This window comes from Roseibium hamelinense (genome assembly GCF_007830545.1).
GTDB lineage: Bacteria > Pseudomonadota > Alphaproteobacteria > Rhizobiales > Stappiaceae > Roseibium > Roseibium hamelinense.
This window is the reverse complement of record NZ_VLLF01000001.1, coordinates 885547-903366: the sequence shown is the minus strand read 5'-3', so window position 1 is coordinate 903366 and position 17820 is coordinate 885547. Positions and strand designations below refer to the sequence as shown.

Annotated in this window: 16 protein-coding genes and 1 riboswitch; of the genes, 9 read left to right on the top strand and 7 right to left on the bottom strand. The window is 60.9% G+C overall.

Annotation, left to right across the window (positions count from 1 at the left end; translation table 11 throughout):
- Nucleotides 1-170 precede the first annotated feature (170 nt).
- Both JM93_RS04225 and JM93_RS04220 read left to right on the top strand, forming a co-directional pair.
- Entirely contained in the window at nt 171-632 is a 462-nt protein-coding gene (locus JM93_RS04225) for a c-type cytochrome (RefSeq protein ID WP_145340778.1), read from the top strand.
- Between the two features lie 74 nt (nt 633-706).
- Nucleotides 707-1621 (top strand): c-type cytochrome, encoded by a 915-nt coding sequence (locus tag JM93_RS04220; RefSeq protein ID WP_244300748.1) that lies wholly within the window; start codon nt 707-709, stop codon nt 1619-1621.
- A 46-nt stretch (nt 1622-1667) separates the two neighbouring features.
- Here JM93_RS04220 and JM93_RS04215 read toward each other — a convergent pair whose 3' ends face one another.
- From JM93_RS04215 to JM93_RS04205, 3 genes are all read right to left on the bottom strand, one after another.
- Nucleotides 1668-2045 carry a hypothetical protein gene (locus tag JM93_RS04215; RefSeq protein ID WP_145340777.1) on the bottom strand — a complete coding sequence of 126 codons (378 nt, stop codon included), beginning with the start codon at nt 2043-2045 and terminating at the stop codon, nt 1668-1670.
- Nucleotides 2046-2187: 142 nt separating this feature from the next.
- A complete protein-coding gene (locus JM93_RS04210; protein WP_208994914.1) occupies nt 2188-3807 on the bottom strand; it encodes an ABC transporter substrate-binding protein in 1620 nt (539 codons plus the stop codon).
- A 139-nt stretch (nt 3808-3946) separates the two neighbouring features.
- Complete coding sequence (locus JM93_RS04205; protein ID WP_145340776.1) at nt 3947-6031, bottom strand: S9 family peptidase; 2085 nt, start codon at nt 6029-6031, stop codon at nt 3947-3949.
- Nucleotides 6032-6275: 244 nt separating this feature from the next.
- A riboswitch (cobalamin riboswitch) is annotated at nt 6276-6487 on the top strand.
- Nucleotides 6488-6608: 121 nt separating this feature from the next.
- On the opposite strand from JM93_RS04205, the gene JM93_RS04200 reads away from it, so the two are divergent.
- From JM93_RS04200 to JM93_RS04175, 6 genes are all read left to right on the top strand, one after another.
- A complete protein-coding gene (locus JM93_RS04200) occupies nt 6609-6986 on the top strand; it encodes a hypothetical protein (RefSeq protein WP_145340775.1) in 378 nt (125 codons plus the stop codon).
- Nucleotides 6987-6997: 11 nt separating this feature from the next.
- Nucleotides 6998-7402 (top strand): DUF1636 family protein, encoded by a 405-nt coding sequence (locus JM93_RS04195; protein ID WP_145340774.1) that lies wholly within the window; start codon nt 6998-7000, stop codon nt 7400-7402.
- A complete protein-coding gene (locus tag JM93_RS04190) occupies nt 7399-8172 on the top strand; it encodes an ABC transporter ATP-binding protein (RefSeq protein ID WP_145340773.1) in 774 nt (257 codons plus the stop codon). The genes JM93_RS04195 and JM93_RS04190 overlap by 4 nt, the downstream gene beginning before the upstream one ends.
- Before the next feature lie 20 nt (nt 8173-8192).
- Nucleotides 8193-9125 carry an ABC transporter substrate-binding protein gene (locus tag JM93_RS04185; RefSeq protein ID WP_145340772.1) on the top strand — a complete coding sequence of 311 codons (933 nt, stop codon included), beginning with the start codon at nt 8193-8195 and terminating at the stop codon, nt 9123-9125.
- Nucleotides 9126-9220: 95 nt separating this feature from the next.
- The gene (locus JM93_RS04180; RefSeq protein WP_244300761.1) at nt 9221-10216 is read left to right on the top strand and encodes a FecCD family ABC transporter permease; all 996 of its coding nucleotides are present in this window, start codon (nt 9221-9223) and stop codon (nt 10214-10216) included.
- Nucleotides 10217-10341: 125 nt separating this feature from the next.
- Complete coding sequence (locus JM93_RS04175) at nt 10342-10932, top strand: hypothetical protein (protein ID WP_145340771.1); 591 nt, start codon at nt 10342-10344, stop codon at nt 10930-10932.
- Between the two features lie 17 nt (nt 10933-10949).
- Here JM93_RS04175 and JM93_RS04170 read toward each other — a convergent pair whose 3' ends face one another.
- Nucleotides 10950-12194, bottom strand: coding sequence for an MFS transporter (locus JM93_RS04170; RefSeq protein WP_145340770.1), 1245 nt, complete (start codon nt 12192-12194; stop codon nt 10950-10952).
- 289 nt (nt 12195-12483) lie between these two features.
- Nucleotides 12484-14874, bottom strand: coding sequence for a hypothetical protein (locus JM93_RS04165; RefSeq protein WP_145340769.1), 2391 nt, complete (start codon nt 14872-14874; stop codon nt 12484-12486).
- A 92-nt stretch (nt 14875-14966) separates the two neighbouring features.
- Here JM93_RS04165 and JM93_RS04160 point away from each other — a divergent pair, with 92 nt between their 5' ends.
- Complete coding sequence (locus JM93_RS04160) at nt 14967-16511, top strand: MFS transporter (protein WP_208994912.1); 1545 nt, start codon at nt 14967-14969, stop codon at nt 16509-16511.
- Nucleotides 16512-16543: 32 nt separating this feature from the next.
- On the opposite strand, the gene JM93_RS04155 is transcribed toward JM93_RS04160, so the two are convergent.
- Both JM93_RS04155 and msrB read right to left on the bottom strand, forming a co-directional pair.
- Nucleotides 16544-17272: a substrate-binding periplasmic protein gene (locus tag JM93_RS04155; protein WP_145340768.1), complete on the bottom strand. Its 729-nt coding sequence runs from the start codon at nt 17270-17272 to the stop codon at nt 16544-16546.
- 65 nt (nt 17273-17337) lie between these two features.
- Nucleotides 17338-17769 (bottom strand): peptide-methionine (R)-S-oxide reductase MsrB, encoded by a 432-nt coding sequence (gene msrB, locus JM93_RS04150; protein ID WP_145340767.1) that lies wholly within the window; start codon nt 17767-17769, stop codon nt 17338-17340.
- Between the last annotated feature and the right edge of the window lie 51 nt (nt 17770-17820).

Below are 17820 nucleotides of genomic sequence, written 5' to 3'. Positions count from 1 at the left end.
TTTGGTCCGCAGGACCTTCGAACCCCGGCTCGAAAGGGCCGGGGTTTTTTGTGCCGGTAATCCGTGACATGGTTCTATCACGTGGGCGTGATTTCCTCTTCGGGCGTAATCCTGCCTGAATTGGCGGCATAGGTTGCGCACTCGCGGCTTGAGGAGAGGAGACAGGACGCATGCGGAAATTGGCTTTGGCATTGGCGGGCGGCGCTGCTATGGCGGCGGCTTTCGGAGGGGGTGCGGCAACGGCGGCGGACGACCCGATCCAGACCCGCAAGGCAATCATGCAGTCGGTCGGCGCAGCTGCCGGTCTCGGCGGCGGCATGTTGAAGGGTGAAATCGACTACACCCCGGCAGCCGGCAAGGCGGCGATCGCGACCATGTATGCGGCCTCGCAGTCGTACGGCAGCTTCTTCCCCGAAGGCTCCAACACCGGCGATACGACCGCAGCGCCAGCGATCTGGGACAATCCGGTCGAGTGGCAGGCGGAGCTTGAAAAATTTGCATCACCTGCGCAAGCCGCGTTTCAGGCGGCTGGCCGCGAGGGACCGGTTGATCTGGATGCGTTCAAAGCGGCATTCGGGCCGGTTCTGGCAACTTGCAAGTCCTGCCACGAAGGCTACCGGGTCAAACGCTAACTTGGCACTGACTTGGCGCTGACTGATTCAGGCAGAGCGCGCGTGCGGGCTGCTGCCTTTTTGGGGAGGGACGCTTGAAAACGGTTCTTTACGGGCTCATCGCCATCGGACTTGCTGCGGCTGTGGCGCTTTATGTGATGTCGGCCGGTGCGGAAGTCTCTGAAGAACAAATTGCGGCTCTTCCGCCCGGCAGCGCGGAGCTCGGTGAAAAGTGGTTTTGGGCGGGGGGCTGTGCCTCCTGCCATGCCGCACCCGAGGCGAAGGGCGATGACAAGCTGCTGCTCGGCGGCGGCCTGCGGCTGGAAACGCCGTTCGGCGTGTTTGTCGCTCCGAATATCTCCCAGTCGTCTGAGGACGGGATTGGCAGCTGGAGCCTGCGTGATTTTGCAAGCGCCATGCTGCATGGAACCGCCCCGAACGGAGCAAACTACTATCCGGCGTTTCCCTACACGTCCTATGCCCGCATGGAACTTCAGGACGTGTCGGATCTGTTTGCCTACATGAAGACGCTGCCGCAGGTCACAGGAAAGGCAGCCACTCATGAGCTGTCTTTCCCTTACAACATCCGGCGCGGTATTGGCCTTTGGAAGCTGGTGTTCGTTGACCCCGCACCGGTGGTGCTGCAACCGTCCGTCGAGGTGGAGGATCTGGAGGTCTGGCAAAAGGGTCGCTATCTGGTCGAAGGGCCGGGTCATTGCGGCGAATGCCATACCCCGCGGGATGCTATTGGCGGGCTTGAACTTGCCAGATGGCTGGGCGGCGCCCCGGCGGCGACCGGTGAGGGTACGGTGCCGGACATCACCCCCGCCGGCCTGTCCAGCTGGAGCGCGTCCGACATCGCGTATTATCTGGAGAGTGGCTTCACGCCTGACTATGATTCCGTTGGCGGCGAGATGGTGTCCGTTCAGGAGAACATGGCCCGCCTGGGACCTGAAGACAGGGCTGCGATCGCTGCCTATCTCGAGGCGATCCCCGCGGTTCCGGAGTAACCGGCGCCAAAGCGGATGGCGGTTGTTTTTGAAGCAGTTTCTTGTGTCAGATTGTTCGGCTGCGGCCGGAAGACGTGTAAGGCCGGCAGCCGATATAACCTGGAATGTCGATATACTGGCGCATGACAACCAGGAAGGCCTGGCATTCCTGCTCGGTCTTGAAACAGCCCGCGCGGGACACGTTCCAGCTTTGGCTGAACAGCTGGCGCTTTCCGCCGGCAATGCCCTTGTAGCCGGAGCCCTGGAAGGTGCGGCAGTCATAGGGTGTGCCATAGGTCGCCGGCACGTTGCGCGAGGCGTTTGGTGTCGGTGCAAACAGGACCGTGTCGGCCAGCTGCTCGGCGCCGCCGCCCGCCTGGCATCCGGCGAGCGTTACAACGGCCAGCCCACATGCCAGAAAGCTCTTGATTTTTGTAACAAACACCCTGGCATCTCCTTGCAAGCGACGGCAGCTGCTCCGTCAAGATTTTATCGTCAACGCCTAGCGCGCTTCTGATGTTTTGCCAACCACCGCAGGACGCCGCCGCGATCACAACTGGGCAAGCCGGTCTTGTCCGATAGCTGCGTCAGTTCACATTTATCCAGCGCAAGATGACGAAATTGTCGGCGCGCTGCGTGAGGCTGATATTGGATCGCGCCCCCCACAGCAGCGGCTGGATGTGCAAGGGCACATAGACCACGTCTTGTTTCACTTTGGCCGCGGTTTCGTCCAGCATCGCCTGGCGTGCGGCCGGGTCTATCTCGCTCTGGATCTTCGGCAGCAGCTCATCAATTTTTTCGTCTGAATAGCCGCCAAAGTTCCAGCTGCCGAGTTTTTTGTCCGCGTCCGGCGTGGCCACCAGAAAGCGCAAGGGGTGCTCGGCATCGAACGTCCCAGGTGACCATCCGAGAAGATACATGTCGAAATTGCCCTCGCGCAGCTCCGGCCAGTAGGAGCGCACCGGCATCGCGGTCAGCTCGGCTCTGAGGCCCGCTTTGGCCAGCATGGCGGCAACCGCTTTGCAGATTGCCTCGTCATTGATGTAGCGGTCATTCGGGCAGGCAAGGCCAAAGGAAAATCCCTCCGGATACCCGGCCTCTGCCAGAAGCGCTTTTGCGGCCTCCGGATCGAACGCGTCTCTCTCAGACGCTTTTTCGCTGTAGCCCTTCATTTGCGGGCTCACCAGCTGCGAGGCGACTTCCGCATTGCCGCGCATGATCTTGTCGACAATGGCATCCGCATCAATGGCCTTTTGCACAGCTTTGCGCACGCGCACATCCTGGAACGGGTTTTTGCCCTCGGTCTCTGCCGAAAAGCGCAGCGTGTCATGGTCGTGGCCAAAGCCGAGCATGATGACACGGGCTTCGATGCCCTGATGCAGGGAGAGTTCAGGGTTCCCGGCAACCCGGCTGATGTCCTGGACCGGTACCGGATTGATCATGTCCACCTGGCCGCTCATAAGCGCTGCGACCGATGTTGCAGGGTTGGACACCGGAATGAAAGTGGCCTTGGTCAGGTTGTGCGTTGCTGCATCCCACCAGCCGTCGAAGGGCTCCAGAACCGTCTGCACGCCGGGTTCGCGCGATGTCACCTTGAACGGGCCGGTGCCGTTGGTCATCAAGGTGGCAAAGGTCTGGGTGTCGCGGGCAGGACGGGTTGCGTCGTGCTTCTCGGCCCAGTCCTTGTCCATGATCATGAAATTGGCGATGGAGTCCGGGAAGATCGGGTTCGGCGCGTTTGTCAGAAAATCGATCGTGTAATCGTCGACGATGTTGACCGCCTCGATCGAGGAAAACCATGATTGCACATCCGATTGTTCGGAGATTGCGCGCTCATAAGAAAACAGAACGTCTTCGGCGGTCAGCTCCGCGCCGTCGTGAAACCTCACGCCTTCGCGCAGGTGAAACCGCCAGCCATCCGGCCCGAGCGGTTCCCAGCGGGTGGCAAGCGCCGGCTCAATGGCCATGTTCTGGTCGCGGCGGACCAGACCTTCATAGACATTGTTCAAAAACCCGAGCACCGCTGCGGAACTCAGCGCATGGGGGTCCATGGTCTGCGGATCTGTGGGAGACGCCCAGGTCAGCTCCTCGGCCGATGCGGTCTGCGGCACAAGGCTTAGGGCGGTAAGGCAGGTGGCGGCAAGGCTCAAGCCGGCGGCCATGCCGAAAACGGCGCGGCGGAGAGGTCGGCGCGGTGTTTTCGTCATGTCGGCGCTCCGAGGTTGTCGACTTGCTTGGCAGCAAGCCTACGCGTTCTTGGGAAAAAGAAAATGCCGGACCGTGTCAACAGTCCGGCATCTGCGTACTATATTGTTAAAAATTCGGACATTCAACGCGCGGGGCGCGTTAAGCCTTTCCGGCCACCATCAGCGCGAAAGCTTGGTTCAAGGCGACTTCCTTCAGCCGGTCGAACCGTCCTGACGCGCCGCCATGACCCGCATCCATGTTGGTCTTGAGCATCAGCAGGCTGTCACCGGTTTTGGTCTCGCGCAGCTTGGCGACCCATTTGGCCGGCTCCCAATAGGTGACGCGCGGATCGGTCAAACCGCCCACTGCCAGGATCGCGGGGTAGGCCTTGGCCTCCACATTGTCATAGGGAGAATAGGACGCAATGTACTCATAGGCGGCCTTGTCGGTGATCGGGTTGCCCCATTCCGGCCATTCCGGCGGGGTCAGCGGCAGCGTGTCGTCCAGCATGGTGTTGAGGACGTCGACAAACGGCACTTCAGCGATGATCCCGGCGAATTTCTCCGGGGCGATGTTGGAAATTGCACCCATCAGCATGCCGCCGGCGGATCCGCCCTGCGCGATGATTTTGTCATAGGCGGTGAAGTGTTCCGCCACCAGATGATCGGCCGCGGCTATGAAGTCGGTGAAGGTGTTCTTTTTGTGCTCCCGGCGTCCGGCCTTGTACCAGCGGAAACCCTTGTCCTTGCCGCCGCGGATATGGGCTATCGCATAGACAAAGCCGCGGTTCGCCAGCGACAAGGCATTGGTGTTGAAGCTTGCGGGGATCGAAATGCCATAGGACCCGTAGCCGTAAAGCAGACAGGGGGCGGAGCCGTCCAGCGGCGTGTCCTTGTGATAAAACAGGGAAATCGGCACCGTTTCACCGTCCGCCGCCGGCGCCTGAAGCCGCCGGGTGACATAATCGTCCGCTGTGTGGCCGGACGGGACCTCCTGTTCCTTGCGCAGCACCCGTTCACGGGTTTCGACATTGTAGTCGAAGGTCTGCGACGGTGTGGTCATGGACGAATAGGAGAACCGGATCGTTTGGGTATCGAACTCGTAGCCGTCGCCCATGCCCAGGGAATAGGCTTCTTCGTCAAACGCCACTTCATGCTCGACATTGTCGGCAAGGCGGCGGATCACAATGCGCGGCAGGCCGTTTTCACGCTCCAGCCGGGTCATGAAGGTCTTGTAGACTGTCAGGGACAGGATCAGGCAGCCCGGCTTGTGCGGGATCAGGTCTTTCCAGAACTCCCGCCCCGGTGTCGCTTTCGGCGCAGTGACGATCTTGAAATCCTCTGCGTCGCCGAGATTCGTCAGGATGTAAAGCGTGTCGCCATGGTCCTCGACCGAGTATTCGACGCTTGTGTCGCGCGGGGCGATCAGCACCGGCGGGCTCAGCGGCTGGTCGGCCGGGATCATCCACACTTCTGAGGTCTCGTGATCGTGAATGTCGATCAGGATCGTGTCGCCGGATTGGGTCTTGCCGACGCCCATGAAAAAGCCGGGATCCTTTTCCTCATAGACAAGGACATCTCCCGTCGGATCGGTGCCGATCTCATGGCGAAACAGCTTGGACGGCCGGTGATTTGCGTCCAGCCGGATGTAGAACATGTATTTGCTGTCTTTGGAAAACACGCCGCCGCCGCCGGTGTCCTCGATGCGGTAGCCCATATCCTTGCCGGTCCCAAGGTCGCGCAGCTGAAAGCTGAAATACTCAGAGCCCTTGTCATCGACGGCCCAGGCCAGCAGCTTGTGATCCGGCGACTGGCTGACGGCGCCAATCTTGAAATAGGCTTTGCCCTCGGCCTCCTTGTCGCCGTGCAAGAGCACGGTTTCCGCGCCGCCCTCGCGCGGGGTGCGGAAGAAAATCGGCTGCTGCCCGCCGGTCTCGTATTTGACACCGTAGGCATAGGGGCCATCGGGGGAGGGGACGGAGCTGTCATCTTCTTTTATGCGGCCGCGCATTTCGGCAAACAGCGTATCCTGCAAGTCCTGGGTCGGCGCCATCACCGCTTGCTGATAGGCGTTTTCCGCCTCCAGATAGGCACGGATGTCATCGGCGAGCACCGACGGGTCGCGCATGACCTCCTGCCAGTTGTCTGCGCGCAGCCAGGCGTACTCGTCCTGGCGGGAGATGCCGTGGGTTTCAAGGGCGGTTGGCCGCGCCTGCGCGCGCGGGGGCGTTGGACGTGTTTTCATACTTGCCGAGGTAGGTTTTTTGGCGGGTAAAGGCAAGAGGGATGCGCGGTGGAAGAGCGTGCTCGAGCCGTAATTCTGTCTTCGGGGCCGGGCGGGATCCCTTCATTCGGCAGGCGTGACCTGGGCGCCCTCCACGCGATCCCCTGCGGATTGGTCGTGAAAAGGCGAGGGCATGATCGGAGACGCTTTTGACGCCCAATACCGGGTCCGTATCCCTCCCCATTGACAACCTGTCGCAGGTGACGGCATCTGGGACGTCCATGGTTTCCGATTCCATGTCTTGGATCGGGATGAAAAGGGAACACGGTGCGGTGTAGCCATCAGGCGCCAAATCCGTGACTGCCCCCGCAACTGTAAGCGGTGAGCGAACCTGAAAACGCCACTGGGGAAACCCGGGAAGGATCAGGCCAGCGTCGACCCGCAAGTCAGGAGACCTGCCATGGACACTGTGAAACTTAACCCGGACGGGGTGTGCCGGAGGAGGATGACGACATGGTGCAGTTCTGCGGGCTTCTGGCCCCGCCAAAATCCGGTCTGAATGTCCTTGCCCGCACCCCGCGCGATCGCGGAGGGCGATATGACCCGGACTGCCGAACCACTTCCTCTTTTGAACGCGGCTGATTTTGCCACGAGCCTGAGCGACCGCGTGATGCGGGCAATGCTGCAAAACGGCGCAACAGGTCCCCTTGCAAGTTGTGACAATCGTAATGTAATAACATTACATTCGTCCGGACCGGGCACGGCGCCACGTGCGGCGGCGGGCGAAGCCTTTGCGAAAGCCGGGAGCGGAGCAGGTGCCGGTGCAGGCTGCGTACCGGGGACCGGATCTGGGGCCGGATTTGGGGCCGTGGCGGACGTGTTACCGGACACCGCGCCGGACACTGCGTCGGACACCGCGCCGAAACAGCAGAACGACACGAGGGGCAGCGCGGGCCCATCCAACGGCGCAGCGTGAAAGGGGCGGACATGAGCGACGACACACACAAGATTTTTGTCTGTACCACCTGCCGCCAAAAGGGCAGCGATTGCCGGCCCGGCTATGAGCTAATTGCCAAGCTGCAGGAGGCTCTCAAGGCGGCCGAACCATTTGTTGCCGATGACTTCGAAGTGTCCGGCATTGCGTGCATGGCCGGTTGTGAGCGGCCCTGCACGGTGGCTTACCGGGCGAGTGGGAAGGCAACCTATCTGTTCGGTGACATTGACCCGGACGAGGACATTGAAGTCCTCGTCGCTTTTGCCGATCAGTACCGGCAGCTGGAAGACGGCTGGTGCTCGTCAACGACCCGCCCCGGCAAGCTGCGCCGCACCACGCTTGCCCGGGTGCCGGCAGCCTTGATCGTCACCGAAGCCGACACGGCGCGCGCATCATGACAGCGGCCGCACTCAGCGTCGAAAACGCCTCCTGGGGCCCCGACCGGCAAGGCGTCCTGCTGCACCCGGTGTCCTTTGATCTGGCCCCAAGCCGCATTCTGGGCGTGGTCGGCGCCAATGGCGCGGGCAAGTCCACGCTGTTGCGGCTGCTCTACCGGTTCCACCGTCCCCGGTCCGGCACCATCAAGCTGGACGGTCAGGACCTCTGGGCGATCAGCGCGCGGGAAGCCGCCCGCAAAGTGGCCGCCGTCCTTCAAGAACAGCCGACGGACTTCGCCTTGACCGTGCGCGAGATTGTCGGGCTGGGCCGCACCCCGCACGGCTCGGGTTTTTCGCGCGGCGGCGCGCAGGATGGCGAAATCATCGAGGGGGCGCTGATCCGCATGGAGCTGCAGGGCCTGGCCCACCGGCGGCTGGGGACGCTGTCTGGCGGCGAGCGCCAGCGCGTGATGGTCGCCCGGGCCCTCGCCCAGGAGCCGAAACTCCTCATTCTGGACGAGCCGACAAACCATCTCGACATCCGGCATCAGCTGGAAATCCTCAGCCTCATTCGCGGCCTGTCGGTGACCATCGTCACCAGTTTGCATGATCTCAACATGGCCGCCGGCCTGTGCGACGACATGCTGGTCCTGAGCGGCGGGCATGCGCTGGCCTTTGGCACGCCGTCGGAGGTTCTGACCACTGACCGGGTTGAAGCCGCCTTTGCCGTCCGCACCCGGGTTCAAACGCTGCACCCGAGCGGCGATCCGCATTTCACCTTTCATCTTTGACCGTATTCAGGAAACACACCATGAAACGCCTCGGCATCTCGCTTGCCTTTTCTCTCATCGCCAGCACGGCTCTGGCTGACGTCACCGTGCAGAGCTGCGACCGCCAGGTCACGTTCGATGCGCCGCCGAAAGCTGCCATTTCCAACGACGTGAACCTGACAGAAATGATGCTCGTTCTCGGCCTGCGCGACCACATGGTCGGCTATACCGGCATTTCCGGCTGGAAAACGCTGGACGAGAAAATGCGCGAAGGCGTCGCCGAGTTGCCGGAGCTGTCCGAAAAATATCCGACCAAGGAAGTGCTGATCGGCGCGGACGCGGATTTCTACTTCGCCGGCTGGAACTATGGCATGCGGGTCGGCGGGGAAGTCACCCCGGAAACGTTGGAGCCGTTCGGCATCAAGGTCTACGAGCTCAGCGAATCCTGCATTCACATCGGCGAAAAGCCGAAAGTGTCGATGGACGACATGTATAACGACCTTTTGAACCTTGGCCGGATTTTCCAGGTCGAGGACCGGGCCGAGGCGCTTGTTGAAGGCTACAAGGCGGAGCTGGCGGAGTTCACGGGATCGCTTGAGACCGGCGAGCCTTTGGACGTATTCGCCTACGACAGCGGCGAGGATACGCCCTTCACTGCAGGCCGCTACGCAATGCCGACCGCGATGATCGAGGCTGCCGGTGGCCGCAATATTCTCGACGATTTCGAGAAAAGCTGGGCCAAGATTGACTGGGAGACGGTTGTCGACCGCAACCCGGATGTGGTCATCATCGTGAACTACGGCAATGTAACTGCGGAAGAGAAGATGGACTTCATGCGCAACAGCCCGGCGCTGGCCGATATCGATGCGGTAAAGAACGACCGGTTTGTCGTTCTGGAATATGTCGAGGCAACGCCCGGCCCGCGCAACATCGAGGCCGTGAAGAAGCTGGCCAACGGGTTCTGGAGCAACTGAGCATGACGGACAGGGCGGAAACGGGCCTATCTGCTGACGTGAGCAATGCCGAACCGGCGCGGACCGCTGGCCGGATGGCGGGGTTTGCCCTCGCCATGGCCGGCGGGCTTGTCCTGCTCGTCCTGTCCATCGTCTTTGCCGTGTCCATCGGCGCGGTCGCGGTGCCTGCGGGCACGGTCTTCGGCATCGTCGCCAACAAGCTGGTGCCGGATCTTTACGAGGTAACCTGGTCGCGCGGCCGCGAGGCCATCGTCTGGGATATCCGGTTTCCCCGCGTGCTGCTTGCCGCTCTTGTCGGGGCCGGGCTTGCCGCCGTCGGGGCGGCGCTTCAGGCGGTCACGCGCAATCCGCTGGCCGATCCGCATCTGCTCGGCATTTCCTCCGGCGGGGCGTTCGGGGCGATCCTGGCGCTGCTTCACACCGGAATGTTTCTGGGCCTTTTGACCGTGCCGCTGATGGCGTTTACCGGCGCGTTGGCGGCCACGATCCTGGTTCTCGGTGTCACGCGCTTTGCCACTGCCACCAGCGCCGACCGGCTCGTGCTGGCCGGTGTCGCCGTGTCCTTCATCGTCATGGCGCTTGCCAATATGCTGATCTTTCTCGGGGATCCGCGGGCAACCCACACGGTGGTGTTCTGGATCCTGGGCGGGCTGGGGCTGGCCCAGTGGCAGCATCTGGTGTTCCCGCTGGTCATTTTGAGCGTGTGCGGCGCGTATCTCTGGGCGCGGGCGAATGATCTCAACGCCATGACAATCGGCGATGAAACCGCCTCGACGCTTGGCATTCCCGTTGCCCGGTTCCGGCTCACGGTCTTCGTCGTCAGCGCCCTGATCACCGGTGTCATGGTGGCATTTTCGGGCATGATCGGCTTTGTCGGCCTGATGATCCCGCACATTGTCCGCTTTCTGGTTGGCGGCAATTATGTCCGCGTGCTGCCGGCCTCCATGCTGGTGGGGGCGATCTTCCTGATCTGGGCCGATGTTCTGGCACGCACGATCATGTCGCCGGAAGACATGCCGATCGGCATCGTCACGGGCCTGATCGGCGGGATGTTCTTCGTCTGGCTGCTGCGCTCGCGGGCCACCCAGTAGACAAAATACGGCTGCTTTGCGGGCATGGAAGCTCCCCAGAATTACGAGGCTGGCGCGCGGTGCGCCCTACCGCTAAATTCTGAGCGCCAACACTGCCCGACCACCTGTCAGCCCGAGCATTCACGATGGACACACCAGCTGCGAACCTGGCCGAATTCACCCATGTGCGCACCATCATGGGCATGGTGGTGGGGCTTGGCATGGCGCGGCTTTTGAACGGGCTGGCGCGGTTTGTTCAGCATCCGGAAAAGAACAGGATTTCGCCCATCCATCTGGGGTGGACGCTTTACATGCTGCTCGGGGTCACATTTTTCTGGTGGTTCGAGTTTGCGCTGGCAGGCGTCGAGCAATGGACCTTCGAGACGTATCTTTTCCATATCCTGTTCGCGTCGATCTACTTCTTTGTGACCGCGGTGCTTTATCCCGACAATATCGACGAGTATGAAGGTTTCGAAGATTATTTTCTGCGCCGCAAGGCCTGGATTTACGGCCTGACTGCACTCCTGCTGGCCATCGACGTGCTGGACACGGGCGTCAAAGGGTTCGACCGGCTGAGCGGCAACGGCATTCCCTATCTCATTCGCCAGGCAAGTATTATCTTTCTGGTTCTTTCGGCCATTTTTGTCGAACGGCGCAGTTATCACCTGTTCGTGGTCGCCGTTGGCCTTTTGTCGCTGGTCTATCTGATTGTCCGGAACTTCAGCGCGTTGAGCTGAACACCGGGAGGTGCGGGTCACGCCGCCGCGAGTTTCTCCCGGCCGCCCCGGCTGTTCATCAGGATGAAGATCATCACGCCGATGTTCAGGAAATTCCACGCAATGCCATTGAGGAACGCGGCCTGATAGGACCCGGTCAGGTCGTAGATCCAGCCGGACATCCACCCGCCGATCGCCATGCCGATAATCGTCGACATGATCACCAGCCCGATCCGCTGCCCGGCTTCTTTTGCGGGCAGGTATTCGCGCACGATCACCGCATAGGACGGGACGATGCCGCCCTGGCTGAGGCCGAAGACAAGCGAAACCATGTAGAGCGTCACCAGCCCGTCCGAGGGCAGGTACAGGAACAGGGCCGCGCATTGCAGGACCGAGCCGATCAGAAGCGTGCGCACCCCGCCGATCCTGTCGGCAAGAAGGCCTGACGCAAGACGGCTGATGATCCCCGCGCCGACCATGATCGCCAGCATGTCCGCGCCCGCGGCCACGCCGTACCCCAGATCGACGCAATAGGCCACGATATGCACTTGCGGCATGGACATGGCGACACAGCAGCCAAGACCGGCGAGCACCAGCAGGATCTGCAGCGTGCGCGGGGACAGCCCGGCGGACAGCTGGCCGAACCGGCCGACCACCTGCGGATTGCGTGTGGCGTACGCCGGGTCCGGCGTCCGGCGCAGGAAGAAGGTCAGCGGCACCATCACCACCACACAGATCACCGCGATCATCAGATAGGTGCTGCGCCAGTCGGTGAACCCGAGCCCCCACTGGATGAAGGAGGGCCACAAGACGCCCGCCAGGTAGTTTCCGCAGGCCGCAGAGGCGACCGCGATACCGCGACGCTTGTTGAACCAGTGGGACAGATCCGCGAGGAGGGGTCCGAACGTTGCCGCCGTGCCCAGGCCGATCAGGAACCCTTGCGCGAGAGAGAAAGTGACGATCCCGGTCGAAAGGCCCGCCAGGGCAAAGCCCGCGCCGAGCGCCAGCGCGGACAGGAGCACGGGGAGAACGATGCCGAACCGGTCGACCCAGCGCCCGATCAGGTAGTTGCCGGCAGCAAAGCCGATCATGGTCATGGTGTAGGGCAGGGAGGCATCGCCCCGGTCGACGCCGAACTCGGCCTGCACCGCCGGCAGCACGACGACCACCGCCCACATGCCCGCGCCGCCAAGGGTCGACAGGATGATGCAGATCGCCAGCCGGAACCAGGCATAGGACCCGTCCGGGGCATAGGGATCGACCGTCTCGGTGGCTGCGCTCATTGGGGGCTCCTTCCCCTTGTCAGTACCAAGCGGGACGGTGCCGAACCAACAAAATAAAATTATGCAAATGATCACGAAAACTAACAGATGGGCGATGGCAGATGGCTGGAGGAGCCTACGGCATCTGCATCGCACAGCCGGGCCAAACAGGACCGGCGTCCATTGCCGCCGTTCGAGCTTGAGCACAAACGCGGCTTTTCTTTACCGATTTCCGCGCGCCGTGTTCCCGGATAAGTCCGGGTCGGACCTATCCGGGGTATTGCTGCCTCATCCGTTAATCCCTGTGGGGCTAGAACCAGAAGGGATCCCCGGCCACGAACTGTTCGGATGTTTCGATAGTGTCCTCGACATTGACCAGGAACGCGTCCTTGGTTTCCTTCACTCTCACGGACACGTAGGTGTCTCCGTCAAAGTCATGGACCTCGATTTTCAGCTGGCTCATGCTGTCGATGCCGAGTGAAGACCCGAACTTGATTGTGTCAACGCCCAGCTGAAAGTCTTCGATCACATCAAGGGCTCTAACATCCCACCCGACATCTTGCAGGTTGATCAGGTCCGGCCCATAGAAAACGAACTGATCCTTGCCCCAGCCACCATAAAGGATATCGGCGCCAGGTCCTCCGACAAGGGTGTCTGCCCCTTGCTCCCCGTAGAGCACGTCATCGCCAATGTGCCCGCGCAGGATGTCCTTTCCGCGCCCGCCGGTCAGCACATCCGCGCCATTCCAGCCGGACAGGTCGTCATTGCCGTCCAGACCGTTCATGATGTCGGGATCATCGGTCCCAAAGAGCTTATCGTCGGTCTCTGTCCCGTCGATAATGTAGGTCGACGGGTCGAACTCCCCCTCATTGAGGTGAATGCGGTCGATGCCGGCCTGCCGCGACCGGCCCGAGAGTTCCAGGATATAGGTTTCACCTGCGGCCAGGTCTTCGAACCGGGCCGGGGCAAAGTTGTGGTTGGATTCAAATGTGGTGCCCCACAGGAACTGCTCTGAATTGCCGGAAAAGAAGACCTTGGTGTGATCCTGCAGAACCTCGCCATCCGCGGTTTTCAAACGGAAGAAAAAGTCGTTGTTCCGGTCATGGTTTTCGCCGGTGTCTGGCTTCCAGCCCCGGTAGGACATGTAGTAGTCGCCGTCCACATCCACGGTGAATTTGAACGAAACGGTATCTTGCGGCTGATTGAAGGAATCTGTCGGGCTGTCCCAGATCAACAGTCCGTCCCCGGTGGCTCCGTCCACGTCACTGAGCGCCCAATTGCCCGTCAGTTCGGCCGTTTCCGCCTCGATCACGACGTTTCCGTTCTTGCCGATGCTGACCCCATCGAGGATAGGCGATGCGATTTCATCATTGGGCGTGTAGGCGGCAGGATCTGACAGATATTCCTCAACATCGGCCGGTGTGCCGTCATCTTCGCCGGTGAGTGCATAAAACAGCATGCCCGCGTCCGAAGGGTCGTTCGGCTTTCCGGCATCCACCCCTTCATCAGCCAGATACATGATGGCACGGGCATCCTGGTAGAGTGGTTCATCGGTCTCATCGAGCCAGGACCAGCTTTGATTGTAAAAACCGCGGAAGTTGTTGTTGCCGCCATTCTGGTCGGCAATCTCAATGAGGTTCACTTCCGGAAAATCATTGCGGATGTCTGCCCAGGAATGGGTTTCCGTAAGGCCCGGATAGCTGGGATTGTCGATGTCGGTCGCGTCCTGGTTCCATGTGGAATGGGACAGCAGTGTGACGTTTGCAAGCTTCGCCGGGTCGGCCTGCTCCAGCGCTCGATAGGTGGCGTCCATCGGCCCGCCTTCAAGGATCAGGACGGACTGGCCGGAATTGATCATTGAAACGAGGCGTGCCGTCGTTCCATCAATATCCTCCTGATAGTTGTAGGAACTGATGCCGAGGGAGCGTGCGAAGGCGCCGCCTGCGTCAAGAGCCTCAAGACGGCCGTCTTCATTCGCCTGGCTCAGGTTGTTGCCGTAAAAGAAGCTGGTCTTGTCCTCGATACCGGCGGCATCCGCAAGCAGGGCCGCAATCGGCAGCGCTGCGATATCGTCCGGATCGTTGTTGTTGCCGTCGAAGTGAAAGACGATTTGATCAAACTGGCTGGCCAAAACGTCTGCAGCGAGCGGCGGTGCCGGCTGCTCCGGGGCCTGCCGGATCGCGAGTTCAATGTCGAATGTGTCGAGAACGGCGCCGGTCTTGTTCTGGCCCCCGTAGATTGTCACGCTCATATCCTGAAGCGCAGCGGACAGGTCCAGCACCCCTTCGCCATAGTCGCCCAGCATGTTGTCCCCGAAGAGCATGAAAGGCGGATAGTTTTCCACGCGGGTGGTGTCCCCGAGCGTGAGCTCGACGCTGCCGACCGACCCTTCGGGATCTGTCAGCTGGGCGCCGATCGTGATGCTGCGTCCGGCGAGATCTGCGTGCGGAATGACATCACCCGGCCCGAAATAGGTGATGATTTCATCTGTTTGGGCGTCTGCGATGAAAAACGTCAGCAGGCCGAGACCTGGTTTGGTGACGGTGGAAGCGGTCAGGAAATCCATAGCGGTCTTGCCTTTTGACGATGTGAGCACACCGCCATATTCCGAGGTTTCCGCTTGTGCGGGCCTGACCTTTGGGAAAGCCTGTGGATGACCGCAAGCGCGCCGGGTCGATGTCAAACGCACAAGATCTGCCATCTTGACATCGCTGCCAGCAGAAAACGGTATAGTGTTGAAGCGCCGTTTGGAGGCGATTGGCACTTGCCGTGCCGCAACAAGGGAACCGAGGCATGGACACACAAAAACAAACGCGCACCGGGTTCTCGTTGTTTGCCATGGCAACGCTGATGATCGTGGCCTTTACCATCGGAACCGACTTTACCGGCGCACTGTTGCTTGTTCCGGCGATCGAGACCGAACTTGGCGCCGATATCACGACCACACAGTGGGTCCTGAACATTTACGCCCTGACGTTTTCCATGTTTATGGTGACCGGCGGGCGTCTGGGCGACACCCATGAGCGCCGGCGCATTCTGCTGATCGGCCTGGTGATTTTCGTGATCGCTTCAATCGGCTGTTTCACCGCTCCGTCCGTCGGGGTGTTGATCGCATCCCGCGCTTTGCAGGGATTCGGGGCCGGAATGATCTGGCCGAGCATCCTCGCCTTCGGCGCGACCAATTCCTCCGAAGACCAGCGCGGTTTCGTGATGGGTCTGATTCTGGCCGGCGTCACCATGGGCAATGTCATTGGCCCTTTGATCGGGGGCGTGTCTGTGTCCATGGGCGACTGGCGCCTGTTTTTTGTGGTCAATGCGCTGTTTTCGGCCATTGCCGCGCTGATGGTTCTGCGCGTTCTGCCCAAGCAGCCGCCGCAAACCCACAACGAGCCGATCGATGTTTTTGGAATCCTGGTCTTGTCTGCAGCAATTCTGGCGCTGCTTTACGCGCTCGACGCAGGCGCCGGCTGGGGCTGGGGATCGGCGGTTATCATTGGCCTGTTTTCTGCGAGTTTTGTGCTGTTCGTGGCATTTCCGTTTGTCGAGAGATTTGTCAAGGATCCGGTGCTGCCGCCGCAGATGCTGCACAATCGCGAGTTTCTGCTGGCGCTGTCTTTGAACGCGCTGTTGATGCCTGCGGTGTTCGTGGCCTTCCTGTATTTCCCGCAATTCCTGCAAAAAATGCTGGGCTGGTCGGTTCTGCAGGCCTCGTTTGGCATGATCCCGCTGATGCTGCCGCTGGCCGTCGGCTCGATCATTGCAGGAAACTTTTACAAGCCCGTTGGCCCGAAACGGCTGCTGTTCGCGGGCTATGCGCTGGTGGCTCTGGGGTGTTTGTGGGTGGTCTTCATGAACCCGTCCTGGGGTTACTTTGCGGTGCTGCCCGCCATGCTCTTGATGGGGTTCGGTGCGCCGCTTGCCGTCAGCACAGCCGGCACGGCGACGGTCAGTTCGGTGGCTGCCTCGAGAGCCGGGGTGGCGGGCGGATTGTCTTTCATGTTCCACCTTGCTTACGGCGCAATTGGCGTTGCGGTGGCAACCGCAATCATGGCTGTCTCGAGCGAGGGTCAAATCAGGGCCGGACTGAAAGAGGCGGGTTTGTCGCTTTCCAATACGGCGATTGATGTTCTGGCCTCCGGTCCGGCGTCGTCGTCGGCTGCAAAATCAGCTCTTTCCGGGTTCAATGCGTCCGATATCGACAAGATTCAGAGCCTGATACACAGTGCGTTTGCCAGCGGAATGAGCCTTGCCTACTGGCCTGCGCTGGCGTCGGCCGTGGCCGGTTTGCTGGTGATCGCTGCCTTGGACGAATCCAAGCTGCATGCCATCGACGGCTGACCGGTCTTGTTCTCCTGCGGGCGGTTTGCTTGTTATTGTGTGTAGCGGCGGACGATGTCCGCATAGTCCGGTGACCGGCGCACGTCCTCGATCGCTTGCCGCAGCCGGGCGGAGATGTCCGGATCAAACTCCTTGTGTGCGGCCAGATATTGTTGGCCGGACCAAACAGGTTTTCCAATTTTCAGCCGGGCGGGGTCGTAACCCAGTTTTTTGGTAAGATACGCCGCCCGCCACGTCATGGTGTACCATGCCTCGATACGGCCGGCGTTCAGCATGGCCGCGATCTGGCTTTCCGAGGGGATCTCGCTCAGGTTGGTCAGACCCTCGTTTTTAAAAATACGGACCCGGCCGGAACCGAGCAGGACGCCGACATTGATGTTTTTTGAGATGGCCTCCTGATAGCTGTCGACCGGTTCGCTCAAGGACACAAAGCCGCTTTCCGTGTCGAACAGGGGGGCGATCCAATGATACGCCTCTTCGCGGCTTGCTGACCGGCCAATGGAAAAGATCAATGTGCCAGGCGTCGATTGGGCGGAGGCTTGGGCCCGTTTCCAGGGCTGGTACCGCACATCGAGCTCAATTCCGGCGCGGGCCGCGGCCAGCTGCATGACTTCAACGGCCATTCCGGGCGGTGTGCCCTCGATCGACAAGGGCGGCAGGTGGGCGGTATAGGCCACGATCCGCTCAGTCTTTGCCTTGGCGGGGCCAAGGGAGGCGAGTGCGAAACCAAAGGCAAGCAAAAAGGTGCCGAGGAAAGTCATGAGCGGCGTGGCTCTACGTTGACACAAATGCTGCTACCGTAAAGCCAACGCCTTAAGAGGATGTTTCAGCGGTTTTCTGTATCTGTCCGCGTGTGCGGGACAAAATGCATGGCATGGCCATTCAGACAATAGCGCAGACCCGTCGGCGGCGGACCGTCCGGGAAAACGTGCCCCAGATGGGCATCACAGGTGCTGCAGCGGATTTCGGTTCGCACCATGCCGTGCGACCTGTCCTCGATTTCGGTGATCGCGTCCTTGTGGGCCGCTTCGAAAAAGCTCGGCCAGCCGCACCCTGCATCGAACTTGGTTTCGGAATTAAACAGGTGCTGGTCGCAGCACACGCAGATGTACTTGCCGGTCTCGAAACTGTTCCAGTATGGCCCGGTGAACGGGCGCTCGGTGCCGGACTGGCGGGTCACGTGAAACTGGTCATGCGTGAGTTGATCCCGCCATTCTTCGAGAGACTTCTCGACCTTCTTGGTCTTTGCATCTGTCATGGATTCCTCGCAAGATATACGTGATCTCACATATACGTAGGTCGCACGCCG